21 protein-coding genes are annotated in these 24385 nt (G+C 61.6%); 7 read left to right on the top strand and 14 right to left on the bottom strand.

All coding sequences use genetic code 11. From position 1 onward, the window contains the following. Positions 1 to 2 precede the first annotated feature (2 nt). The 6 genes from pepN to pqqA form a co-directional block, all read right to left on the bottom strand. A complete protein-coding gene (gene pepN / locus HHJ18_RS09075) occupies positions 3 to 2717 on the bottom strand; it encodes an aminopeptidase N (RefSeq protein ID WP_296914212.1) in 2715 nt (904 codons plus the stop codon). Between the two features lie 398 nt (positions 2718 to 3115). Next, positions 3116 to 4309 carry a pyrroloquinoline quinone biosynthesis protein PqqE gene (gene pqqE, locus HHJ18_RS09070; RefSeq protein ID WP_296914210.1) on the bottom strand — a complete coding sequence of 398 codons (1194 nt, stop codon included), beginning with the start codon at positions 4307 to 4309 and terminating at the stop codon, positions 3116 to 3118. Beyond that, on the bottom strand, positions 4306 to 4590 hold the full coding sequence (gene pqqD / locus HHJ18_RS09065) for a pyrroloquinoline quinone biosynthesis peptide chaperone PqqD (RefSeq protein WP_296914207.1): 285 nt from the start codon (positions 4588 to 4590) through the stop codon (positions 4306 to 4308). The genes pqqE and pqqD overlap by 4 nt, the downstream gene beginning before the upstream one ends. Then, positions 4583 to 5335 carry a pyrroloquinoline-quinone synthase PqqC gene (pqqC, locus tag HHJ18_RS09060; RefSeq protein WP_296914204.1) on the bottom strand — a complete coding sequence of 251 codons (753 nt, stop codon included), beginning with the start codon at positions 5333 to 5335 and terminating at the stop codon, positions 4583 to 4585. The genes pqqD and pqqC overlap by 8 nt, the downstream gene beginning before the upstream one ends. After that, positions 5332 to 6249, bottom strand: a complete 918-nt coding sequence (pqqB, locus tag HHJ18_RS09055) for a pyrroloquinoline quinone biosynthesis protein PqqB (RefSeq protein ID WP_296914202.1) — start codon at positions 6247 to 6249, stop codon at positions 5332 to 5334. Before pqqB ends, pqqC begins: the two co-directional genes overlap by 4 nt. 134 nt (positions 6250 to 6383) lie before the next feature. Further along, positions 6384 to 6458, bottom strand: a complete 75-nt coding sequence (gene pqqA / locus HHJ18_RS09050) for a pyrroloquinoline quinone precursor peptide PqqA (RefSeq protein WP_293661505.1) — start codon at positions 6456 to 6458, stop codon at positions 6384 to 6386. Between the two features lie 175 nt (positions 6459 to 6633). Between pqqA and pip the strand changes: the two genes are divergently transcribed. Genes pip through HHJ18_RS09035 form a run of 3 tightly spaced genes read left to right on the top strand, consistent with a single transcriptional unit; the run spans position 6634 to position 9657 of the window. Next, positions 6634 to 7647, top strand: a complete 1014-nt coding sequence (gene pip, locus HHJ18_RS09045; RefSeq protein WP_296914199.1) for a prolyl aminopeptidase — start codon at positions 6634 to 6636, stop codon at positions 7645 to 7647. Beyond that, positions 7644 to 9041: an ATP-binding protein gene (locus tag HHJ18_RS09040; RefSeq protein WP_296914196.1), complete on the top strand. Its 1398-nt coding sequence runs from the start codon at positions 7644 to 7646 to the stop codon at positions 9039 to 9041. Before pip ends, HHJ18_RS09040 begins: the two co-directional genes overlap by 4 nt. Further along, positions 9028 to 9657 (top strand): response regulator transcription factor, encoded by a 630-nt coding sequence (locus tag HHJ18_RS09035; protein WP_296915161.1) that lies wholly within the window; start codon positions 9028 to 9030, stop codon positions 9655 to 9657. The genes HHJ18_RS09040 and HHJ18_RS09035 overlap by 14 nt, the downstream gene beginning before the upstream one ends. A gap of 304 nt (positions 9658 to 9961) precedes the next feature. Here HHJ18_RS09035 and prfB read toward each other — a convergent pair. From prfB to HHJ18_RS09005, 6 genes are all read right to left on the bottom strand, one after another. Continuing rightward, a protein-coding gene (gene prfB / locus HHJ18_RS09030) for a peptide chain release factor 2 (RefSeq protein ID WP_296914194.1) occupies positions 9962 to 11066 on the bottom strand; the annotation gives its coding sequence in 2 pieces (ribosomal slippage) (positions 9962 to 10984 and positions 10986 to 11066; 1104 coding nt in all). A gap of 39 nt (positions 11067 to 11105) precedes the next feature. Continuing rightward, positions 11106 to 12356 (bottom strand): hybrid sensor histidine kinase/response regulator, encoded by a 1251-nt coding sequence (locus tag HHJ18_RS09025; RefSeq protein ID WP_296914190.1) that lies wholly within the window; start codon positions 12354 to 12356, stop codon positions 11106 to 11108. Continuing rightward, positions 12350 to 12949: a chemotaxis protein CheB gene (locus tag HHJ18_RS09020; RefSeq protein WP_296914187.1), complete on the bottom strand. Its 600-nt coding sequence runs from the start codon at positions 12947 to 12949 to the stop codon at positions 12350 to 12352. The genes HHJ18_RS09025 and HHJ18_RS09020 overlap by 7 nt, the downstream gene beginning before the upstream one ends. A gap of 13 nt (positions 12950 to 12962) precedes the next feature. Beyond that, on the bottom strand, positions 12963 to 13805 hold the full coding sequence (locus tag HHJ18_RS09015) for a CheR family methyltransferase (RefSeq protein WP_296915158.1): 843 nt from the start codon (positions 13803 to 13805) through the stop codon (positions 12963 to 12965). A 56-nt stretch (positions 13806 to 13861) separates the two neighbouring features. Continuing rightward, positions 13862 to 17365 (bottom strand): response regulator, encoded by a 3504-nt coding sequence (locus HHJ18_RS09010; RefSeq protein ID WP_296914185.1) that lies wholly within the window; start codon positions 17363 to 17365, stop codon positions 13862 to 13864. A gap of 77 nt (positions 17366 to 17442) precedes the next feature. Then, positions 17443 to 18456, bottom strand: a complete 1014-nt coding sequence (locus tag HHJ18_RS09005; RefSeq protein ID WP_296914182.1) for an alpha/beta hydrolase — start codon at positions 18454 to 18456, stop codon at positions 17443 to 17445. Positions 18457 to 18482: 26 nt separating this feature from the next. Here HHJ18_RS09005 and HHJ18_RS09000 point away from each other — a divergent pair, with 26 nt between their 5' ends. Then, positions 18483 to 20243 (top strand): AMP-binding protein, encoded by a 1761-nt coding sequence (locus HHJ18_RS09000; RefSeq protein ID WP_296914180.1) that lies wholly within the window; start codon positions 18483 to 18485, stop codon positions 20241 to 20243. Positions 20244 to 20298: 55 nt separating this feature from the next. On the opposite strand, the gene HHJ18_RS08995 is transcribed toward HHJ18_RS09000, so the two are convergent. Then, positions 20299 to 20964, bottom strand: a complete 666-nt coding sequence (locus HHJ18_RS08995) for an OmpA family protein (RefSeq protein ID WP_296914178.1) — start codon at positions 20962 to 20964, stop codon at positions 20299 to 20301. A 235-nt stretch (positions 20965 to 21199) separates the two neighbouring features. Here HHJ18_RS08995 and HHJ18_RS08990 point away from each other — a divergent pair, with 235 nt between their 5' ends. The 3 genes from HHJ18_RS08990 to plsY all read left to right on the top strand — a co-directional run bounded on the left by HHJ18_RS08990 (position 21200) and on the right by plsY (position 23525). Then, positions 21200 to 22264, top strand: coding sequence for an aldo/keto reductase (locus HHJ18_RS08990; RefSeq protein ID WP_296914175.1), 1065 nt, complete (start codon positions 21200 to 21202; stop codon positions 22262 to 22264). A gap of 72 nt (positions 22265 to 22336) precedes the next feature. Further along, complete coding sequence (locus HHJ18_RS08985) at positions 22337 to 22840, top strand: aminoacyl-tRNA deacylase (RefSeq protein WP_296914172.1); 504 nt, start codon at positions 22337 to 22339, stop codon at positions 22838 to 22840. A gap of 25 nt (positions 22841 to 22865) precedes the next feature. Continuing rightward, entirely contained in the window at positions 22866 to 23525 is a 660-nt protein-coding gene (gene plsY, locus HHJ18_RS08980) for a glycerol-3-phosphate 1-O-acyltransferase PlsY (RefSeq protein WP_296914169.1), read from the top strand. A gap of 14 nt (positions 23526 to 23539) precedes the next feature. On the opposite strand, the gene HHJ18_RS08975 is transcribed toward plsY, so the two are convergent. After that, positions 23540 to 24298, bottom strand: coding sequence for a TIGR02281 family clan AA aspartic protease (locus tag HHJ18_RS08975; RefSeq protein WP_296914167.1), 759 nt, complete (start codon positions 24296 to 24298; stop codon positions 23540 to 23542). Between the last annotated feature and the right edge of the window lie 87 nt (positions 24299 to 24385).

Genomic DNA, 24385 nt, shown 5'->3' with positions numbered 1-24385 from the left:
ATTCAGGCGGCCAACGCGCGCGTCACGACTTCGAGCGTGTCTTTGCTCAGGTCGGCCTTGGCGGCAACCCGGGCGATGGCTTCACGCGCGGCGCTACGGTAGGGTTCGGCCAGCTTGCTCCAGCGGTCCAGCGATCGCGCCAAACGCGCCGCAACCTGCGGGTTGATGGCATCGAGCTCTATCACGCTATCGCTCCAGAACGCGTAGCCTGCGCCGTCCGCCCGGTGAAACGCTGCCGGGTTGCCCTGGCAAAAGGTGCTGATGACGCTGCGCGCGCGATTCGGGTTGCGCAGGCTGAAGTCGCGGTGCTTCATGAGTTGCCTGACCATCGGCAGGATATTGCCGCCGCGGTCGGGTGCGCCGGCCTGCAGGCTAAACCATTTGTCGATGACCAGTGCCTCGTCCTTAAACATGGCATGAAAGCGCAGAAGCGCCTGGGCGGCCAGCGCGTGGCCGCTGGACACCAGGGCGGACAACGCATTGGCGCGATCCGTCATGTTGCCCGCGTCCTTGAAGCGCTGCAGGGTTTTGCCGGGCCAGACCGGGTCGCCACTGGCTTGCGCCGCCAGGCACAGATGCGTCAGCGCCATGGCCGCGAGGGCGCGCCGGCCCGACGACACGGCGTCGGGCGTGTAGGCGCCGGTGTCATGGTTGGCTTGGTACACAGCCTCCCAGTCGGCGCTGAGCGCGCTGGCCAGTTGCTGGCGCATGGCTTCGCGAACCGCGTGAATGCGCTGGGGGTCGACCACGTCCAGCTGTTCAGCCAGATAGATTTCAGAGGGCAGCGTCAGCACCAGTTCCTTGAAGGCGGCGTCCAGCGTCGGGTGGCCCAGCACCTGGCGCATGGCGCTGACATAGGCGTCATCCAGCACGGCGGCCCCCGACACGTCAGCACTACTCGCTATGAATTTGATAGCGAAGTTGACGGCCAGGCGCTGCCCGGCTTCCCAGCGGTTAAACGGGTCGCTGTCGTGCGCTAGCAGATGCAGCAACTGCGCATCGGTGTAGTCAAACGCCAGCAGCACGGGGGCCGTGAAGCCGCGCAGGATGGACGGGACGGGCTCGGCGTCGAGGTTGACAAAGGTCAGCGTTTCGCTGGCCTGCGTCAGCACCACGGTGCGGGTGCCTTTCAACGCGTCGGCTTCGGCGGCGAGTTGCAGCGGCAAGTCTTTGCCGTCGGCCCCCAGCAGGCCCAAGCTAACTGGAATGACAAACGGCTCTTTGGCGACTTGTCCCGGAGAGGGCGCGCAGCTTTGCGCCAGTGTGAGGGTGTAGCTGCGGGCAGCGGCGTCGTACATGCCCCGGGCCTGCACCCGTGGTGTGCCGGCCTGGCTATACCAGCGCTTGAACTGCGGCAGCAGGCGCGCCAGATCAGACATCGGATTTGCATCGGCAATGGCTTGCGCAAAATCGTCGCAGGTGACGGCGTGGCCATCGTGGCGTTCAAAGTACAGCGTCATGCCCCTGGCAAAGCCGTCGCGGCCCATCGGGTCGTTGTGGCTTGCCACCAGCGTCTGCATCATGCGCACGACTTCCGCACCTTTTTCATAAATCGTGACGGTGTAGAAGTTGCTGATCTCGATGTAGCTGTCGGGCCGCACTGGATGGGCCATCGGGCCGGCGTCTTCTGGGAACTGGGCGGTGCGCAGCACGCGCACGTCTTCAATGCGCTTGACGGCGCGGGCCGATGCCTCGCCGCACAAGTCTTGTGAAAACTCCTGGTCACGGAATACCGTCAGGCCTTCCTTCAGGCTGAGCTGGAACCAGTCGCGGCAGGTCACGCGGTTACCGGTCCAGTTGTGAAAGTACTCGTGGCCGACCACGCTTTCGATGTTGGAAAAGTCGGTGTCGGTGGCCGTGGTCTGGTTGGCCAGCACGTACTTCGTGTTGAAGATGTTCAGGCCCTTGTTCTCCATGGCGCCCATGTTGAAGTCACTGGTGGCCACAATCATGAAGCGCTCCAGATCAAGGGGCAGGCCGAAGCGGGCTTCGTCCCAGGCCACCGAGTGCATCAACGAGTTCATCGCGTGCTCGGTCTTGTCGAGGTCGCCGGGGCGCACATACACCTGCAGCACATGGTCCTGGCCGGCGCGCGAGGTGATGCGCTGCTCTCGGGAGACCAGCTGGCCAGCCACCAGCGCGAACAGGTAACTGGGTTTTTTGTGCGGGTCCACCCATTTGGCAAAATGCCGCGCGCCGTTCGGGCCAGCCTCCAGCGGGCCTTGCGCCACCAAGTTACCGTTGGACAGCAGCACCGGGTAGTGGGCCTTGTCGGCGCGCAGCGTCACGCTGTAGCTGGCCATCACATCCGGCCGGTCCAGAAAGTAGGTAATGCGCCGGAAGCCTTCGGCCTCGCACTGCGTGAAAAACGAGTTGTTGCTGACATACAGGCCCATCAGCTTGGTGTTTTTAGCCGGGCAGGTGGTGGTGAAAATTTCCAGCTCAAACTCGTCGGGCAGGTTGTCCAGCACCAGCTGATTGCCTTCCAGCTTGAACGAAGTGCCCTGGCCATTGACCAGCACGCGGGCTAAATTGAGCTCCTCGCCGTCCAGCCGCAACGCTTGCGCCGGCAGGTCGGTATTGCGCCGCACACGCATGCGATTCAACACACGGGTTTTGATGGGGTCGAGATCAAACGTCAGCTCAACGGCGTCGATGAAATGACTGGGTGCGACGTAATCTTCGCGCCGCACCAGGGTGGTCTGGCCTTCTTTCATTGCAAATGCTCCAAAAAATTTGTGTTCATAAGTACGGTGTCGTTGCGCGCGGCCACGCTGTCGCAGTTGCGGCTAGCCATTACGCGCCATGCTGCTTCAATGCCCTATGGTGCATCTTGAAAAACAAATACGGCGTTTTCGCCCGTATTCATTGCGCTAGCCGCTCTCAAAAATATAGCATGACTGGGTTTTCGAGGCCGCCCAGTCCATCGTGCTCGCCGCCTTTCACTACGGCCGCATGCGCCTCAGCCGGCCTGGTGGTCGAAACCAGGCCGTTGGCTGGGGTTATGGCGGGTTCGGGTGCGATGGCGCCACGCGTCCGGTCCGGCGGCAGGCTAGGCCCAGTGCCGCGCGAGGAAATCAAGCGATGATTTTACCTGCGGCTCTTTTTTTCGGCCTTAGGCGGCCGGGGCAGCGATTTTTGACGGTGCCAGCGCTTCGACAGCGCCGCTGAACTGAAGCGAATTCTTCGGATCGCGAAACACCAGGGGCTTGACCACGGTCCGCTGGGCATCGGGGACCTGGGCGTAGGCGACAGCCTCTTGTACACGGTGATGAAATGATGATTTGTCGCAGACCGGGTCGGCGTTGGCAGCGTCGCCGGTCAACATCAAGGCCTGGCAACGGCAGCCGCCCAGGTCTTTCTCTTTCTCGGGGCAGCTGCGGCAGGGCTCTTTCATCCAGGCGTCACCCCGAAAGTGATTGAAACCCGGCGAGGCGTACCAGATGTCCTGCACGCTCATGTCACGCACGTTGGGAAAGTCCAGCTGCTTGATCATTTTGGCCGTGTGGCAGGGCAGGGCCGTGCCGTCAGGGGTGACGGTCAAGAAAATATTACCCCAGCCGTTCATGCATTTCTTGGGGCGGTTTTCATAGTAGTCGGGCACGACAAAAAAGATGCGCAGCTTGTCGCCCAGTTTTTGGCGGCAGGCATTGGTCACGCGCTCGGCGCGTTCGAGTTGCTCGCGCGAAGGCAGCAGCCCATCGCGATTGAGTTCGGCCCACGAGTAGTACTGGGTGTTGGCCAGTTCCAGGTATTCGGCACCGAGCTCCACCGCCAGCTCAATGATCTGCTCGATGTAGTCGATGTTGAGCCGGTGCATCACACAGTTGAGCACCATAGGCCAGCCGTTGGCCTTGATCATTTGCGCCGTGCGGCGTTTCAGCTCGAAGGTTTTGGTATTGGAAAGAAAGTCGTTCAACTCCCTGGTGGAGTCCTGAAATGACAGCTGGATGTGGTCCAGCCCGGCTGATTTAAGCGCTGCTGCGCGGGTTTCGGTCAAGCCCACGCCCGAAGTTAACAAATTGGTGTAAAAGCCCAGGCGGTGTGCCTCCGCTACCAGCAATTCCAAGTCGTCGCGCACCATCGGCTCGCCGCCCGAGAAGCCGCACTGCACGCTGCCCGCCGCACGCGCTTCGCGCAGCACACGCACCCAGTCGTCGGTGGACAGCTCGGACGTCGTCTGGGCAAAGTTCACCGGGTTGTAGCAAAAAACGCAGTGCAGCGGGCAGCGGTAAGTCAATTCGGCGAGCAGCCACAGCGGTGGGCCGGGTGGGGCTGCGGGGCCGGTAGTGGTCACAGAGGCATTCATGGTTTGATCCATCCCTGGCGCTGGGCAATTGCCAAAAAATCCAGCACGTCGGCCGTCAGCCCGCTGGCTTCGAACTGGTTTTCCAACTCGTCAATCACCGCTTGCACGGTCTTTTCACCGTCCAGCCGGTGCATGATTTCGCCGGCACTGCCGTTGAGCTTGACCATGCCCTCGGGGTACAGCAACACCCAGGCCTTTTGCACTTCTTCCCACTGCAGGCGGTAATGCGCCACGACGCGGGGCCGGTCACCGATAGTGATGGCAGTGTGCAGCTCAGTCATGTGGTGTGACCAGTTTTGGCCCTGTGATCGCCATCTCGCACTGGCTCAGCATGATGGCATCGGCCAGCGCCCACAGCACGTCTAGCTTGAACTGCAAAATCTCCAGCGCACGCTCCTGCAGGGCGCGGCTCTGGCTGAAATGCGCCAGCGTGAAATGCAGGCCGTGCGCCACGTCGCGCTTAGCCTGGGTCAGGCGCTGCTTGAAGTAACGCAGGCCCTCGGCATCTACCCACGGGTACTGGGTCGGCCAGGTGTCGATGCGCTGCTGGTGAATGTGCGGCGCAAACAGCTCGGTCAGGCTGGAGGCCACGGCTTCCTGCCAGGGCTGGCGGCGCGCAAAGTTGATGTATGCGTCGACCGCAAAGCGCGCCGCTGGCACCACGTAGCGCAGCGAGGTCACGTCGTCGCGCGACAGGCCCACCGCCTCTCCCAGGCCTATCCATGCCTCAATCCCGCCCGCATCCTGAATGCCGCCCAAGCTGCAGCCGTCATGGTCCAGAATGCGCAAAATCCATTCGCGGCGGATTTCGCGGTTGTCGCAGTTCGACAAAATCGCCGCGTCCTTGAGCGGAATCGAAATCTGGTAATAAAAGCGGTTGGCCACCCAGCCCTGCAACTGCGCGCGCGTGAGTTTGCCCTCGGCCATCATCACGTGAAACGGATGGTGGATGTGGTAGCTGGTGCTTTTGCCGCGCAGCCGGGCTTCAAACTCCTGGGCGCTCCAGGGCTCGGGTGCATGGTTCATAAGTCCAGTTCCATGCCGTCATACGCCACCTCGATGCCGCGCCGCGTCAGCTCCTGCCGCTGCGCACTGTCTTCATCAAGAATGGGGTTGGTGTTGTTGATGTGAATCAGCACTTTGCGTGTGCTGCGCGGCAGCTCTTCAAGCCACTCCAGCATGCCGCCAGGCCCGCTTTGCGGCAGGTGGCCCATGGCGCGCGAGGTCTTTTTGGAGGCGCCGAGGCGAATCATTTCGTCCTCGGTCCACAGCGTGCCATCGACCAGCACGCAGTCTGCGGCCTGCATCGCGGCCCACACCGGCGGCTCCATCTGGCCCAGGCCGGGCGCATAAAACAGCCGTTTTCCGGTCGCCGTATCGGTGATGGTGACGCCGATGTTGTCGCCGGGCTGCGGCTGGTCGCGGTGCGGTGAATAAGGCGGCGCGTTGCTAAGCAGCGGCAGGGCGGTGAAATGCAGGCCCGGCACGCTGGCTATTCCGAATCCGGCCTGGTCAAGCGACAACGCTTGCCAGTTGATGCCGCAGTAATGGGCCAGCACCTTAAACAGCGGGTTGCCGCTCGTCAGGTCTTCACGCACCAGGGCGTGGCACCACAGCTCCAGCGGCTGGCGGTGCTCGCGCAGCATGTACAGGCCGGTGGTGTGGTCTATCTGGGCGTCCATCAGCAAGACTGCGCGGATGGCTGTGTCGCGCAACGCGCGTGCCGGCTGCAATGCGGGAAAGCTGCGAATCTGCTGAAGGATGTCGGGCGAGGCGTTGAACAGCAGCCAATTCTCAAGATCAGCGCTGACCGTGATGGACGACTGGGTACGCGACCTCAGGCCTTTGCGGCCTTTGCGGCAGGCGTCGCAATTTGGGCAATTGCAGTTCCACTGCGGAAACCCGCCACCTGCCGCAGAACCTAAAACATGGGCTTTCAACTGGAAGTTCCTCGTGTCGGCCTGGTGCGGCGTCTCGTGAAGGGTGGCGGGTTTAAAAAATGCGAAGCTAGATGTGCGTCAGCCCACCGGCTTGGCCGGCGGGCTGAGCGCACTGACTAACGAACGAATAGTGATTAACGATTGGCGATATACATCGTGATTTCAAAGCCAAAACGCATGTCGCTGGCAGCTGGTTTTTCCCATTTCATACGATTTCTCCTAGGTGTTAAATCCGAAAAAGGCAGTTTGTGTACCTTCAGAACGACTGTCGGTACGATAGTAAGTATGCGAGCTTGGGCTGTGCGCCGCATCGCAAAAGTATGGATTTAGACCTCATGGTTTTCATGAGGTCGCGAAATGGCGGAATATGGCTAGCATGGGTTCATGGACGCCAATGCTTTACCTGATCTGCCACGCCACCCGCTGGAACCGCCGGTGAGCGGTTGGCTGAACGTGGGGGACGGTCACCGCCTTTACTTTGAACAATGCGGCGAACCTTCGGGTTTACCCGTGGTGTATTTGCACGGCGGTCCTGGAGGCGCTTGCTCGCCCCGACACCGCGAATTATTTGATCTGACCCGTTGCCGGCTGACCTTGTTTGACCAGCGCGGCTGCGGCCGCAGTGAGCCCCGGGGCGCGCTGCAGGCCAACACCAGCGACCATTTAGTGGCCGATATCGAGCAGCTGCGTCAGCACCTGGGCATAGCGCGCTGGCTGGTGGCCGCCGGTTCTTGGGGCGCAGGGCTGGCGCTGGCTTATGCGTCCGCGCACCCGTCGGCTTGCCTGGGCCTGGTGCTGCGCGGCGTGTTTCTGGGGCGGGCATCCGACCTTGACTGGTTTTTTCAGCAGGCTAGCCAACTCTTGCCCGACGCCTGGGAGGCGCTGGCCCGGCAGGCGCCGCCGCTGGCACGCGGTGATTTGCTGGCTTGGCTGCATGCCGGCCTGCATGGCGACCAGCCGCAAGTTGCCCTGTCGCGGGCCATGGCCTGGGAAGCCTGGGAATCGTCCGTTTCGCAACACCTCAGCGCATCGCCCCGGCCTGAGCCGCCGTCTGCTGAAGACGCGGCGGCGCTTCTGGACAAGTACCGGCTGCAAAGCCACTACCTGACGAATGGCTGCTTCTGGAATAATGCCCCCCTGTTGGCGCGGGCGCCAGCGCTGGCCTTGGTGCCGACAGCGATTCTGCATGGCCGTCAGGACTGGATTTGCCGCCCCGAAGCCGCCTGGGCGCTGCACATGAATTTGCCGAACAGCCGTCTGCAGTGGCTGGACGGTTGCGGTCACAGCCCCTTCGAGGCGGCCATGGCGCGGGCGCTGCTACAGGCGGTTTCACACTTTGCCAGCCACGGCAACTTTGCCAGCTGGGCAGAGGATTTTTCCGCTGCGGGTGCGCCATGAGCCTGCGGCTGCAGATCAACCTGATCGTCACGGCGTTGATGCTTGTTTTTGCGTCGGTGCTGGTCGGGCTGCAGATTGACGACACGCGGCGCAGTGTCTACGAGGAAGTGATGGGCGCCAACGTCGTCGCGTCGCAGTTGCTGTCCCGGGTGAACTGGGTTTATGACGCCAGCGGCCTGGTCGGCATGACCGACTACCTGACCCGCGTGGGGCGCGTGCGCGCCAACGAAATCACTTTGTATGGCGGGCAGGGGGAGCTGATTTACCGTTCGCCGCCGTCTACCTACAAGGTCGGTCGCGAGGCGCCGCAGTGGTATGCCCGCCTGGTGTCCTCGCCGCTGACACCGAAAGACATCACCCTGCCCATCGGGCGCATCGTGCTGCAGGCTGACCCGTCGCGTGCCACGCTCGACGGCTGGGACAATTTGCGCCCGTTGCTGTGGATGGTTTTTGCAGGATTTGTGCTGGGCAATGGGCTGGTGTACGCGCTGTTAGGACGGGCCACCAGGCCTTTGCGGCTGGTGGTGCATGGCCTGCGGCGCATGGAGCAGGGCGCTTACGACACGCGCCTGCCCGCCTTGTCGGGGCATGAAGGGCGGCAGATCAGCCACGCTTTCAATCGCATGGCCCAATCGGTGCAAGATGCGGCACTGGCCAGGCGACAGGCGCTTGAAGCAACCCAGGCCCTGGCCCAGAACCGCGAGTTCACGCAGATCATTCAGGCGCGCATCGAGCAGGAGCGCGGCGCCATCGCACGCGAACTACATGATGAACTGGGCCAGCAGGTCACCGCCATCAAGAGCGCGGGCCTGGCCATTGCGCGCCGGGTGGCGGGGAACGATGCGCTGATTGAGCGCTCGGCGCGGCTGGTGATGGATTGCGCTGATCAGATCTACGACGGCGTGCACCGGTTGATCTCCCAGCTGCGTCCGCTGGCACTTGACCGCTTTGGCCTGCCCGATGCGCTGCAGGACCTGCTGGGCGACTGGCGGGTGTACCACCCTGATATGGGCCTGAAGCTCAGCACCAGCGGCGAGCTGGACGGGCTGGAGGGCGCGCTCGCCACGGCGGTTTATCGCATCATGCAGGAGGCCGTCAACAACGCCTTGCGCCATGCGCAGGCCAGCCGTATTGATGTCACCGTGGTGGCCACAGCGACCAGCCTGCAACTGGACGTGGTGGACAACGGACGCGGCCGGCTGGAGGATCTGCAGGCGACTGACCACTTTGGCGTACCCGGCATGCGCGAACGTGCGCAGGCGCTGGGCGGCAGTTTTGAGCTGAAACAGGTCGAGCCCGCGGGAATTCATATCCGCGTGCGCCTGCCGGTGAACCGCGACGTGAACCGTCAACAGGAAAAAGGGGGTTCCAATGAAAGTCATGCTGGTGGATGATCATGCGGTGGTGCGTACCGGCTTCAGGTTGCTGCTGCAAGCCTGCGATGACATTGAGGTGGTGGCCGAGGCCGACAGCGGCGAGGCGGCCTGCCAGATGTATGAGGCCGTGGCACCCGACGTCGTGGTGATGGACATTGCCATGGCGGGAATGGGCGGCATCGAGGCCATCAAGCGCCTGCTGGCTAAAAATTCCCGCGCGCGCATTCTGGCCCTGTCGGCCCATGAAGACACCAGCCACCCGAAGCGGGCGCTGCAGGCCGGCGCGCTCGGCTACCTGTCCAAGCGCAGCGCACCCGAAGTGCTGATAGACGCCATCCGCCTGATCGCCAAAGGGCAACGCTACCTGGACGCGCAGATCGCGCAGCGCATGGCGGTGCAGAACCTCACGGGCACGCAGGGGCCGATGGAAAAACTTTCCGCGCGCGAGTTTGAGGTGTTTGTGCAACTGGCGCACGGGCAGTCAGTGGCGCAAATCTCGGAGACGCTCGCGCTCTCGGCCTCTACCGTCGGTACGCATCTCTACAACATCAAGCAGAAGCTGGGGCTGGTCAATCAGGCGGAAATGGCCTTGTTGGCGGTTCGGCATGGCTTGATTGATGTGGCTGCCAGTTAGTGTGGCCAAGCCCCTTTTGATGATGTTTTATGCCGCTAGCCCAATAGGTACGAGTGTAAGAAGCTATTGAATTGATAGCGGATACTGACCCAGGTTTTGATGTTGGTTTGAGTTCCGGGGCCGGGCGACTCCCGGCCAGCGGACTAAGAAAAGGTAACCGCGCTATCAAATAAATAGCTATTAACGCCCGTAGTCATTGGGCTAGAGGCTAATTTAATAGGGGAAAAAGCGCAAAACGCACACTGACCATGTGCAATAGCGCTACTCGCGCAGCGCTGTTCGTCCCGCATCCAAACCCGAAACTCTAAACCCCTTGCTTAAGCGAAGCCTCAATGAACGGGTCCAAATCCCCATCCAGCACTTTTTGCGTCGCCGAGGTCTCGTAGTTGGTGCGCAAATCCTTGATGCGGCTCTGGTCGAGCACGTAGCTTCGGATCTGGTGGCCCCAGCCCACGTCGGTCTTGCTGTCTTCGAGCTTTTGCTGCTCGGCCTGGCGCTTGCGCATTTCGAAGTCGTACAGACGCGAGCGCAGGCGCTTCCACGCCACGTCGCGGTTGCCGTGCTGCGATCTACCGTCCTGACACTGCACCACAATGCCGGTCGGCAAGTGCGTCAGGCGCACCGCCGAGTCGGTCTTGTTGATGTGCTGGCCGCCGGCGCCGGACGCCCGATAGGTATCGACCCGAACGTCCGACGGGTTGATGTCGATCTCGATCGAATCGTCAATCTCCGGGTAGACAAACACCGAGGCGAATGAGGTGTGGCGCCCGCCCGACGAGTCGAATGGCGACTTGCGCACCAGCCGGTGCACGCCGGTTTCGGTACGCAGCAGGCCAAAGGCGTATTCACCTTCGATCTTGATGGTGGCGCCCTTGATGCCGGCGGTGTCGCCCGGTGATTCGTCTTCAACCTGGGTCTTGAAGCCCTTGCGCTCGGCGTACTTGAGGTACTGGCGCAGCAACATGCTGGCCCAGTCGCAGGCTTCGGTGCCGCCGGCGCCGGCCTGGATGTCCAGAAAGGCGTTCAGCGGGTCGGCCGGGTTGTTGAACATCCGGCGAAATTCCATTTTCTCGACCTCGGCAACCACCTTGGCGGCCTCCGCTTCAATCGCCTGCATGCCGGCCTCGTCGCCATCGCTCTTGGACATTTCGAACAGCTCGGTGTTGTCGGCGAGCTCACCGGTCAGCCGGTCGATCACCAGCACCACGTCTTCAAGCGATTTCTTTTCGCGGCCGAGTTCCTGTGCGCGCTTGGGGATGTCCCAGACCTTGGGGTCTTCGAGCGCGGCGTTGACTTCGCTTAACTTGCGTTCTTTGGCAGGGTAGTCAAAGATACCCCCGAAGCTCATTGACCCGGTTGCTGAGGTCTGCCAGCTGGTTGCCAATGAGGTTGATGTGTTCTGCGTCCATGAGAGAGTCCTGTCTTGAGCTGGGGATTGAGCTTGGGGTTTAACCAACTATTTTCTCATGCTCTGGCGCGCTGCGCCCAAGCGCCGTTTCGGCAGCAGCCGCCAGCGGCAGCGTGACCGTGAACACGGAACCTTCGCCTAACTGGCTTTGCACGCTGATGCTGCCGCCATGAGCTTCGACCAACTGCCGGGTGATGAACAGACCCAATCCAAGGCCGCCCGCGTGATCATTTCCGGCGACGCGCTCGAACTGTTCAAAAATACGTTGCTGGTCTTGCGCGGAGATGCCCTTGCCCTGGTCGCGCACCGCTATGCTGGCGCCCTCGGCCGTTGTCGTCAGGCTGACGTCAACCGGTTTGCCGTTGCCGTAGCGCAGCGTGTTGGTCAGCAGGTTGATGACCACCTGCTCGATCCTGAATTCGTCCCAATGGCCGGTGATAGGCTGCTCGGCATGCAGCGTGATGGTGCTGCCCGCAGCCGCCGCCTGGTGCGACAGGTTGTCGACCACACGGGCCAGCAGCGTGGACAGTTCCACCGGGTGCGGGCGAATCGACAGGCGGTTGCTGCGAATGCGCGCGACGTCCTGCATGTCGTTGATCAAATTCACCATGCTCTGGATTTGCCGCTGGTCGCGTGCCACCATTTTTTGCAGGTAGGTCGCGTCGAAAATGGCGCTATTGCCCCGGTCAAGCTGAAGCTTGCGCACCTGCGAATCAAGAAACAGCGTGTTGAGCGGTGTGCACAGCTCATGCGCCACCACCGACATGAAGTCATCGCGCATGCGGATGGCACCTTGCAGCTCGCCCTGGGCGGTTTGCAGTTGCTGCACCAGCGCCTCCTGCGCCTGCCGGCTCTGTTCCAAAGCCTGAAGTTGCCGGCGCGCCTCGCGGCGCTGGCAGTACAGCTCGACGAACACATGGACCTTGCTCTTGACGGCGTGGATATCGAGTGGCTTGTACAAAAAGTCCACCGCGCCCGATTCATAGCCCTTGAAGGCGTAGTTCGACTCCTTGCCGGCAGCGCTGACAAAAACGATGGGAATGTGGTGTGTTTTTTCGGTGCCGCGCATCAGCTCGGCCAGCTCGAAGCCGTTCATGCCCGGCATCTGCACGTCCAATATGGCCAGCGCAAAATCATGCTCTAGCAGTAGCGCCAGCGCATCGACGCCGCAAGAAGCCTGGAAAATAATCCGGTCTTCCTGGCGAATCAGCGCGTCAAGCGCGAGCAGGTTCTCCGGCAGATCGTCCACGATCAGGATTTTTGCCGGGTCGTTGTTGTTGTTGTTCAGCATGAAGTTCCGTCCAGTTGGAGGAGCAGGCGGCGAATGCCGTCCAGCGTAAGAATCAGGTTGGGTTGCCGCTTGCGGATGGCCGCTTCGGGCATGGTGGGAACCTGGGCCTCGCCCGGATCCTGCACGACGGTGAGCCCGCCGCGCTGCCTTATTTTGGCCAGCCCCGCTGCCCCGTCGAAGTTGGCGCCCGTAAGCAAAATACCGGCCAGGCCTGCGCCATAAGCGTCCGCGGCGGATTCCATCAGCACGTCAATCGATGGGCGCGAGTAATGCACCGGTGCTTCGCAGCTCAATGAAAAAGAGCGGTCCATTTCCACCGACAAGTGATAGCCTGATCCGGCGAAATAAAGCGTTGCCGGCGCAATGATTTCCTTGTCTGCCGCCTCACGCACCGCGATAGCCAGCCGATGTTGGAAGATATCGGCCAGTTCGCTGTCGCGGTCGTCGGGTAGATGCAAAAGCGCCACTATTGGCAGGCGAAAGCTCGCCGGCAAGTCAGACAACAAGGTCAGCAAGGCCGACACGCCGCCGGCGGATGCGCCTATCACCACCGCTTCGATGGTCTGTTGTGGTGCGTGCTGCATGCTGCTCATGGAAGGCGATGGCCTAAAGCTTGCGGAAAATCCGCTCAGGCTTGATCACAGCCTCAAAGCGTGTGGCGTAGTCTGAAAAGTCAATGCTCTCCTTGCGCCCCAGGCCCAGCAGGCCACGGTGGCTCAAGGATTCATGAAACAGGCCCAATGCGCGGTCCTGCAGCTTCTGGTTGAAGTAGATCAGCACGTTGCGGCACAGCACCATCTGGGTCTCGGAAAATACGCTGTCGGTCGCCAGGCTGTGGTCGGCAAAGGTGATGTTTTCGCGTAGTGACTTGTCAAGAATCGCGGCGTTGTAAGCGGCGCAGTAGTAGTCGGAAAAGGCCTGCTTGCCGCCCGACTTCTGGTAATTGGCGGTGTGGCCCTTGATGCTGCCCAAAGGGAAAATACCTTGCCTGGCTTTGTCCAGCGAATGCGGATTGATGTCGGTCGCATAAATCTGCGTGCGTTCCAGCAAGCCTTCTTCTTTCAACACGATGGCCAGCGAATAAGCCTCTTCGCCAGTGCTGCAGCCGGCAATCCACACCTTGACAGAAGGATAGGTATGCAGCCGCGGTATCACCTGCTGGCGCAAGGCCAGGAAAAATGTCGGGTCACGAAACATTTCGCTGACTGGAATCGTCAGGTACTGCAGCAACTGCGCGAACATGCCGGGGTCGCGCAGCACGCCAGCCTGCAGCGCCGGGATCGTTGGGCAGGCCAGATGTGCCAGCGCCTGGCCGACCCGGCGCTTTTGCGAGGCGCCCGAGTAGTCCCGAAAATCGTAGCTGTACTGAAGGTAAATCGCCTCCATCAGCTGATGCATTTCGCTATCGGCGTGGCAACCGTTGTCGCCATCGCCGGCCGCGGCCTCCATGCCTGAGGTTGGCGCGGCCTGATATGACTCGACGAGGCGCGCGCTTTTCTGCATGCCTAGATGCGCTCCATGTTGGGCATCCACACGCGCAGCAGTGAAAACAGCCGATCAAGATCGATGGGTTTGGCCAAATAGTCGTTGGTGCCGGCCTTCATGCATTGCTCCTGGTCATCCTTCATGGCCTTAGCCGTGACGGCGATGATGGGAAGCTTCTGGAAGCGCGGGTCCTTGCGGATGCGGCGCGTGGCTTCCAGACCATCCATGCCCGGCATCATGACGTCCATCAGCACCAGGTCGATGTCGGCCACTTCATCGAGCTTGCTGAGGGCCTCAAAGCCATTGCGGCCGATCTCGACGCGCAGGCCTTTTTGCTCCAGCGCGCTGGTCAGGGCAAAGATGTTTCGCACATCGTCATCGACCAGAAGAATCTTGCGGCCTTCAAACACCCCGTCGCGGCTGCGCGCGGTTTTCAGCATGGTTTGCCGCTCTACCGACAATTCCGATTCGACTTTGTGCAGAAACAGCGTGACTTCATCGAGCAGGCGCTCGGGCGAACGCGCGCCCTTGATGATGATGGAGCGGGAATACTTCTGCAGGTCTGCCTCTTCCTGGCGCGTCAGGTTGCGCCCGGTGTAGACAATGACGGGCGGAAAGGAGCCGAGGTCCTGCGCTGACATGCGCTGAAGCAGTTCATAGCCCTGGATATCCGGAAGCTTGAGGTCGATGATCATGCAGTCAAAAATCGTGCTGCCCAGCAGCGCCAGCGCTTCGGTGCCGGTGGCGACCGCCATGATTTCCACGTCGTCATCGCCAATCAACCGCGCCACGCTTTCGCGCTGCAAGTCATCGTCTTCGACCAGCAGCACGCGCTTGACCTTTTGCGTCAGCTTGTCTTCCAGCTTCTTGAAAACGGCCTTGAGCTGCTCGCGCGTGGTCGGCTTGACGGCGTAACCGATCGCGCCCATCTGCAGCGCGGTCTCGCTGCGGTCATAAGCTGACACCACATGCACCGGGATATGGCGGGTCTGTGGACTGTCCTTGAGCCGCTGCAGCACCGACAGCCCTGGGCGGTCGGGCAAGCCCATGTCCAGCAAGATGGCGGCCGGTACAAATTGGCTGGCCAGGGCAAAACCGTCTTCTGCGCTGTGGGCGACCAGGCAGCTGAAGTTCAGCTCGTGGGCCAGCTCATACAAAATTTGCGCGAATGAAACGTCGTCTTCGATGACGAGCACGAGGCGGTCGCTGTTGGGCTGGTGCCGGTCGTCGGCAAAGCTGGGGAAGGCTACTTTGACGGGCAGCGGCGCCGCTGCCGGCGCGCCAGCGACTGGCCAGGCTGCTGCTTGCTGCGCGCGCGGCGCAGGCTCCTGGATGCGCGCTGAAGGTTCGGCGCTTGCCTGGGCGGCGAACGCTGGCGATGGCGTCCAGTTGCAGGGCAGCAGCAGAGTGAAGGTGCTGCCCTGGCCCTCAGCGCTTTTCACCGTGATCGAGCCGCTCAGCAAGCTGGTGAGGTCGCGCGAGATCGACAGGCCCAGGCCGGTGCCGCCGTAGCGCCGGCTGGTCGTGCCATCGGCCTGGCGAAACGCATCAAAAATAATCTGCTGCTGGTCCTGACGAATGCCTATGCCCGAGTCCTGCACGGCAAAAGCAATGGCGCCGCCCGCTTGCTGCGACACGGTCAGGCTGACCTTGCCGGTTGCGGTGAACTTGATCGCGTTGGACAGCAGGTTTTTCAGGATTTGCTCGACGCGCTGGCGATCCGTCACCAGCGTGGCCGGCGTGCCCGGCTCCACCACCACCTCAAAAGCCAGTTTCTTGTCGGCAGCCAGCGGTTCAAAGGTGCTTCTAAGCGCGCCGACCAGCTTGCCAACCGCAATGCTTTCGGGCGAGAGTTCGAGTTTGCCCGCTTCGACCTTGGAAATGTCGAGGATGTCATTGATCAGGTTGAGAAGGTCATTGCCTGCCGAATAAATCGACTGCGCAAACTTGATCTGCTCGGCGTCGAGGTTGCCCTTCTGGTTGTCGGACAGCAGCTTGGCAAGAATCAGCGAGCTGTTGAGCGGCGTGCGCAGCTCGTGCGACATGTTGGCCAGAAACTCGGACTTGTAGCGGCTGGTACGGCTCAATTCATCGGCGCGTTCTTCCAGCTGGATCTGCGCGTGGTTGAGCGCCCCGTTTTTCTGGTCCAGCGACATGGCCAGCTCGGACAGCCGCATATTGGTTTGCTCCAGCTCTGCCTGCTGGTTTTCAAGGTTCACCTGGTATTCCTTGAGTACCCGCGATTTTTCTTCCAGCTCGTCGTTGACGCTGCGCAATTCTTCCTGTTGCGATTGCAGGTCTTCATTGAGCCGCTGGCTTTGCTCCAGCACGTCCTGCAGGCGACGGCGGTGCAGCGCCGCGTGAATGGAGTTGCCAATGTTGTTGGAGATCATGTTGACGAACTCAAGATCGCGGGGCCCGAGCGCCCGCAAAAACCCCAGCTCGACCACGCCGTTGACCTGGCCGTCGTTGTGCACCGGCACCACCAGCACATGGCGCGGTGAGCCCTGTCCCAGGCCCGAGGTGACTTTCAGGTAGTTGTCGGGCATGTCATCAAGCTGCAGCACCCGGTTTTCCAGCGCGGCCTGGCCTACCAGGCCTTCGGCGCTGTAAAACGATTGCGCGGCGGCCTCGTTATCTTTGGTGAAACCATAGGCTGCGACACGCCGCAAGTTGCCCGTGTCTTCGCGCACATACAAGGCGGCCACCGCCACATCCAGATAGCGCGCCACGAATTCAAGCACGCTGCGCCCGAGCGACTCCACCACGGGCTGTCCTATCGTGTGCTCGGCCAGTTGTCGTTGTCCGGTGCGCAGCCAGAGCTGCTGATCGAGCAACAGCGCCGTGGCCGCCTGCTTTTGCTCGGCCTCGCCGTAACTGGCCGACAGGCGCACCAGTTCGTGGCGTCCGACCCAGGCCAGCAGGCCGCTCAAACCCAGGCTGAACAGCAAGTAGGCCGCCGTTCCCCAAAACGTGATGCTTCTGGCCTCTTCATTGCGCACCTGCAGCAGCCGCTCTTCGGCCGTGATAAATGCAGAGAACTCGCGCCGGATCTCCTCCGTCAGGCTTCGTCCCTGCGCTGAGCGAATCAAGTCCAGGTAGGCGATGTCCTTGCGGCGAAGGTCAATGGTATTTTGCGCAAATGCATTCCACTGGATCTGCAAGGCGCCAATGCGCCCCAGACGTTCGACTTGCGGCTGGTTGTCCAGGACCAACTGGGTCAGTGTGGCGGTTTCGGCAGCGATGCGCGGCTTGGCAATTTCATAGGGCTTCAGGAATAATTCATCGCCCGTGATCAGGAAGCCATACATGCTGGTTTCCATGTCGGCGTCCAGCCTGGCGATCTGATTGGCGGCGCCAATCGCACGCTCTGTCCGCTCGACCCAGCCCAAGGCCGACAAGAGGTAGAAGATGAGGGCGAGAAAAACCGCAGCACTCAGCAAACCGACGCCAACTGGCAGGCTGATGTTGCGGGTCAGGATGCGGCGGAAGTTTTCCTGATGGACAGAGGCGGGCACGGTCATGGTTGTTTCCGCGCCGAGCGCGCAAAAAGGACTGATTGTCCTCCTGGCTCCCCACTCTTTAATGTGCGCTACCGAACTTAGCTTAAGAAATCGGCGATCAATTGAGCCAGTTGCCCAGGTTGGTCATGGTGCAGCATGTGGCCTGCGTCCTGGATGACGGCAACCTGCGCATGCGGAATTTGTTTAAGCCTTTCGTGGTACTCGTCCAACGTGTACTTGCCTTGCCACCAGCTTTGCATGGAGTCGCTGGAGGCCTCCACGGCCAGCATGGGGGCGCTGATGCAGCGGTAAATTTCTATTACTTCGTCAAGCCGGTAAAGCTGTGCGCTCGTGACCTTGTGCGCCGGCTCCCCAAGAATTTTCCATTTGCCTTCGGCGTCAGGTCGGGCCCAATGACAGGCCAGCCAATTGGCCTTGTCGACGCTCAGGCGGGGATTGGTCCGCATCAGCCGCCGAGCGACGCCGCCCACATCGTTGTAGGTCTTCAGGTCCAGCTCGCCGCGCTGCAGGCTTTTCAACTCGTCCATCCACTGGGCATAGCGGCCAGGGGCTTGGCTGGGCTTGCTGACTGGCAGGCCAAACCCTTCCAGATTGACCAGCTTGCGAACGCGCTCTGGGCGCACCCCCGCATACAGCATGGCAACATTGCCGCCCATGCTGTGGCCGACCAGGTCCACCGCCTGGCCGGGTGCATAGTGGTCCAGCAAAAAGTCGAGGTCGGCCAGGTAATCGGCAGGCCAGTAGTTGTCGGCCTGGCCTCCTGACTGGCTTGGGCTTGATCTGGTTTGGCCAAAGCCGCGCCAGTCGGGCGCAATGATGTTGCGGCCCGCTGCAAACGCGTCGGAAAAGGCATCCACCATGAACTGGTAGGAAGCGGCCACATCCATCCAGCCGTGCAGCAGAAACAAAGGTGCCCCCACGCTTTTCACTTCGTGTAATACGCTGCCCCCCAAGGGGGCTGGCTTTGCTTGGGGCGGCCCGGCGCTGGCGGCCGTGGCCCTGGTGTCACGGCTATCCCAAATCCGAACGTGGTAGCTGAGCCCGCGTATAGGGACAAACTCGCTGCGGGCAGAACGCTTTTCTTTGTACATTGGCATCAATCATAAGGAGGACGGCGTTGCAGCACAGTCAAGACAGCGACAGAAAAATCGACCCGCCCGACCACTATGCGGCCCTGCACCACGGCTTTCGCTGGCAGGTCGACGAGCACTTGAACATTGCCGAGGTCTGCTGCAGCCGCTGGGCCCGGGCCGACCTGGGGCGGCGAGACGCTACAAAAAGAATAGCTATCCGCGTCCATCAGACGGGGGCTAGAACCCTATTGCATACTTATTCAGAGCTGCAGCGCGCAGCGGACGCGCTGAGCCACCTGCTGGCCGGGCTGGGCGTGGCGCGCGGCGATCGTGTGGCCATCGTCATGCCGCAGCGCTTTGAAACGGCCGTGGCCTACATCGCGGTATTTCAAATGGGTGCGGTGGCCATGCCGCTGTCCATGCTGTTCGGCCCGGAGGCGTTGGCGTTTCGGCTGCAGGACAGCGAGGCGGTGGTCGCCCTTTGCGATGAAAGCTCGATTGCCAGCGTGCAGGGCGTCAGGCAGCAATGCCCGGCGCTGCGCAGCATTGTTGCCGTCGGAGCAGCCACAGGGCAGGGCGATGTCAACTTCACGGCAGCCGCACCGGCGTGGCAGCCAACCTTTACCGCCGTGAAGACCAAGGCCGACGAAGCGGCGGTGCTGATCTATACCAGCGGCACCACCGGCCCGCCCAAAGGCGCGCTACTGCCGCACCGTGCGCTGCTGGGCAACCTGCCTGGCTTTGTCTGCAGCCAGAACTGGTTTGGCTTTGACGGCCAGCGCAACGCTGCGTCAAGCGCGATTTTCTGGAGTCCGGCCGATTGGGCCTGGACCGGTGGGCTGATGGATGCGCTGCTGCCCACGCTGTATTTTGGCCGGCCTATCGTGGCTTTCAATGGCCGTTTCAGCCCCGAACTGGCCTTCAGCCTGATGCAGCAGCAGGGCGTGACGCACACCTTCCTGTTTCCCACCGCGCTCAAGGCCATGATGAAGGCCTTTCCGCAGCCGCGCGAGTGGTTCGCGCTGCGCCTGCAAGGCCTGATGAGCGCCGGCGAAGCTGTCGGCGATGCGGTATTTGCCTACTGCCAGCAACAACTCGGCGTGACGCTCAACGAAATGTTTGGCCAGACTGAAATCAACTATGTCGTGGGCAATTGCGCCAGGTTTTGGCCAGCCAAGCCGGGCAGCATGGGCAAGGGCTACCCCGGTCACCGCGTGGCGGTGATTGATGACGACGGCCATGAATGCGCCGTTGGAGTGCCGGGCGATGTGGCGGTGAACCGTTTCGACAGCCATGGCGCTGCGGACCCGATTTTCTTTCTGGGCTACTGGAAGAACGACGCCGCCACCCAAGCCAAGTTTGCTGGAGACTGGTGCCGCACCGGCGATCTGGCGCGGCGCGATGCTGACGGCTATCTCTGGTACGAGGGCCGCGCCGACGATGTGTTCAAGGCCGCCGGTTACCGCATCGGCCCCGGCGAAATCGAAAACTGTCTGGTCAAGCACCCGGCGGTGGCCAACGTGGCGGTGGTGCCCAAACCTGACCGGGAGCGCGGCGCCGTGGTCAAGGCCTACGTCGTGCTTGCTCCTGAATTGATAGCTGCTCGCGCCCGCTCTTCCTTGGCTACAGCCAAATTTGATGCAGAATTGGTGGCTGAACTGCAGCGCCATGTGAAAACCATGTTGGCGCCCTACGAGTACCCCAAGGAGATCGAATTCATAGATGCGCTGCCGATGACCACCACCGGCAAGGTGCAGCGGCGCGTGCTGCGGATGCAGGAAGAGGAGCGTTTTAGAAGCGTTTGAGTTCTGATCATGAAAAAAGCACCCGAAGGTGCTTTTTTCATGATGCGGCGCCGGTTTAGCGTGCGGCGATCTGCTCGGCAACGTAAATCTCGACGCGGCGGTTCTGGTCCCGGCCTTGCGTGCTGCTGTTGTCAGCCACCGGCTCGCGTGCACCGCGGCCGTCGGTGAGGATGCGGTTGCGGGCAACGCCGCGGCTGACCAGGTAGTCGCGGGCAGCATTGGCACGGTCTACCGACAGCGGGTTGTTGATGGCGTCGGAACCGGTGTTGTCGGTGTGGCCAATGATAGTGACCGTCGTCACAGGGTTCTGGTTCAGGCTGGTCGCAAAATGGGTCAGCACCGGTGCAAAGTTGGACTTGATGGCCGAACGACCCACGTCAAACGACACATCGCTGGGGATGTCCAGCTTCAGGCGGTTGTCGGCCGTCTGGCTGACTGCCACGCCGGTGCCTGCGGTGGCTCTTTCCATCGCGACTTTCTGGTCCTGCATTTTCTTGGACCAGAGGTAGCCGCCGCCGGCACCGACGGCACCGCCCAGCGCAGCACCCTGAGCCGCGCCTCTGGAGCCGCCCGTGGCCGCGCCCAATAGCGCGCCGGCGACCGCACCAATGCCTGCGCCCTTGGCCGTGCCCTGCTGGGTTTCGTTCATGTTGGCGCAGCCGGTCAGGCTGGCGATGGCCAGTGCCGCACAGGTCAGCGTTGTGATGGCTAATTTTTTCATGGAATGAGTCCTCGGGGAAAAGTTGAATGTCACGTGGGAGCGTCTTAAACGCCTCTGGTCATATGCTAGTTGACCAACCCGTTAGCAGTTGTAAGACAAGCGCGCAAATTGGATCCAGCGCACAGGCTTGCAAGCCTATAAACTGGCGCGTTGTCATTTTTGTTACGGGTTGCCCGCGCAGCGGCGGGCATTGCACCGATGGCGCACAACCTTTTATTTTTAAAGCTGATTTTTTATGAATAAAGTTCAACTCGGCTCCAGCGATCTGCATGTCACCCCGATTTGCCTGGGCACCATGACGTTTGGCGAACAGGTCAATGAGACCGCGGCGCATGCCATCCTGGACCGCTCGCTGGAACGCGGTGTCAATTTTTTGGACACGGCGGAAATGTATTCGGTGCCGGCGCGGGCTGAAACCTTTGGAGCCACCGAAAGTATCCTGGGCAACTGGTTCACCAAAACCCCCTCGGCGCGCCGCCAGCTGGTGCTGGCCACCAAAGTAGCCGGGCCGGCGCGCGGCATGCCGTGGATTCGCCAAGGCAGCGCTGATCTCACCGCGGCTGACATTGCAGTCGCCTGCAACGACAGCCTGAAGCGCCTGCAGACCGATGTGATCGACCTCTACCAGATCCACTGGCCGGTGCGTCATGTGCCGGCGTTTGGCGAGGTGTATTTCGATCCGACCAAGGACCTAGCGGTGTCATCCATCCACCAGCAGCTTGAAGCGATGGCGGCTCTGGTCAAAGCGGGCAAGGTGCGCGCGATTGGCCTGTCCAACGAAACCCCGTATGGCGTTCATGAGTTTGTGCGGCTGGCCGAGCAATACGGCCTGCCGCGCGTCGCCACGGTGCAAAACCCCTACTGCCTGATCAACCGCAGCGTCGAAAATGGCTTGGACGAAACCCTGCACCGCCTGGGAGTCGCGCTGCTGGCCTATTCACCGCTGGGTTTTGGTCTGCTGACCGGAAAATACGACCAGTCCGGCACCGAAGGCCCGGCTGCGCCGCGAGATGCGCGCATCGGCAAGTTTGAATCGGTGCGCAAGCAGCGCTGGGGTCGCCCCGAGGCGCTGGCCGCAGCACGCCGCTACAACGCCCTGGCGCGCGACCATGGCCTGACGCCCACGCAGCTGGCGCTGGCTTTTTGCAGCACCAAATGGCAGGTGGCCAGCACCATCATCGGCGTGACCTCGGTGGCGCAGCTCGACGAAGATCTGGATGCTTTGGGCATCGCCTTGTCAGCCGAGGTGCTGGCCGAGATTGACAAGATTCGCTGGGAGGCCAGGGACCCTGCGCAGTAAAAAGTGCCAGTCGTCCGGGGTGACTTTGAACTTTGACGCGCGTGTTTCCAGTGCAGGATAAAACGGTGGACCATGGCTAAAAAAGACCACAAACAAGGCCACGTCGGCGAGACCCCGGCCACGCAGCTGCTCAGGGCCAATAAGGTGGCCTTTACCGAGCATCCTTATGAGTACCTGGAGCATGGCGGCGCGCAGCACAGTGCCGCCGTGCTGGGGCTAGACCCTTTCTCGGTAGTCAAGACACTGGTCATGCAGGACCAGGATGCCAAACCCTTGCTGGTGCTGATGCACGGCAACCGCAAGGTGTCGACCAAAAACCTGGCGCGCCAGATCGGCGCCAAATCGGTGGAACCCTGCAAGCCCGAAGTGGCGAATCGCCACAGTGGTTACCTGGTCGGCGGCACCTCGCCCTTCGGCACGCGCAAGGCCATGCCGGTGTACATCGAGGAAAGCATCTTGGGCTTGCCCAAAATCGCTATTAACGGCGGGCGGCGCGGCTTTCTGGTCGGCATTGATCCGCAGGTCTGCGTCACGCTGCTGGGTGCAAAATCGGTGCAATGCGCTTTGATCGAATAACAACAGAAGATAACGGGAGTGAGCCATGAACTACACCTACTCAATCGGCGCGACGCTGCTGGCCTACCTGGTCGGCTCGCTGTCATTTGCGGTCATTGTCAGCAAGGTCGTGGGCCTGAAAGACCCGCGCAGCTTCGGCAGTAAAAATCCCGGCGCCACCAACGTACTGCGCTCGGGCAACAAGGGGGCGGCGGTGGCGACGTTGCTGCTCGATTGCCTGAAAGGCTGGCTGCTGGTGGTGCTGGTCAAGTGGTATGGCAGCGCCTACGGTCTGGGCGACGGCACGGTGGCGCTGGTCGGCCTGGCGGCTTTCCTGGGGCATTTGTACCCGGTGTTTTTCCATTTCAAGGGCGGCAAGGGTGTCGCCACGGCGGCCGGCGTCTTGCTTGGCATCAGCTGGGTGCTGGGGCTCGCAACGCTGGCGACCTGGCTGATCGTGGCGTATTTTTCGCGCTACTCATCGCTGGCATCGTTGGCCGCTGCCGTGTTTGCGCCGCTGTATTACCTGTTCGGTGACCGGGCCGCCTGGTATGTCGATAAAGGCATTTTGATGGTGCTGTTTGCCATCAGCGCGCTGCTGTTGTACCGCCACCGCGAAAACATCAGTAAGCTGCTAAAGGGAACCGAGTCGAAGCTGGGGGCCGCCAAGCCGCTGGGTAAACAGCCGAAAAAAGCGGGGAAATAACGCCCTCGGGGGTTTTAATAACGTTTGTCCAGCGTCATTAGGTTGTTCTCACGCTTCATCTGAAAGCGCGTTAAAAAACTGTTGCCCAGCAGCAAAAAAGGCATGGGCTGGGGTGTCACCACGGCATCCACGTCAAACACCTCGACATCGCCCACCCGCACCGAATTGAGCCGGATGCGAAAGCCGGTGGCGTCGCCGTTGGCAGTTGACATGCGCACCGGCTGGCCGTTTTTGTAGTTGATGCCGGCGCGCTCGGCGTCCAGCGTGCTCATGGCAATGCTGGTCGCTCCGGTATCGACCATGAACTGCACGGCGCGGCCGTTGATCTGCCCGGCCGTCATGAAATGGCCACCGCCGCTTTCGGTCAGCACGATACGCGTTCCGCGTGCGCCGCCACTGCTGCCGCTGACGCTGACCGGGGCGTCGCCAATCCGCAGCGTATGGCGTTTGCCCGCCTGTTCAATGACGGCCTGATCGCCCGAGGTGGAAATGACCTTGACGCCCTGATGGGTCTCGCCAGCCGCCACGGTTTTCGGCGCACTGCCGTCAACGATCAGCAGCGCCTTGCTGCCCAGCATGCCGGCCAGCGCGACACTTTCTGCCTGCGCGCCAGCCGGAAGCCATGCCAGCACCGCCAGCAAGAGGGAGGTGAAAAGGCCAAGGCAATTCAATGCCAGCAGGGGCGGCGGAACCGGCTTTGCCGGGCCGCAGGCGCAGCGCCCCCTTGGGGGGCAGCGCAGTACGCGAAGCGACAAGCGTGGGGGCTTATTCATACCGCGGAACCGGCTTAGCCGGGCCGCAGGCGCAGCACTCCCTTGGGGGGCAGCGCTGTACGCGAAGCGACAAGCGTGGGGGCCTCA

The organism is Polaromonas sp. (genome assembly GCF_012927455.1).
Taxonomy (GTDB): domain Bacteria; phylum Pseudomonadota; class Gammaproteobacteria; order Burkholderiales; family Burkholderiaceae_C; genus Polaromonas.
Note: the sequence above shows the minus strand (reverse complement) of the source record. Positions and strands in the feature narration are given on the sequence as shown.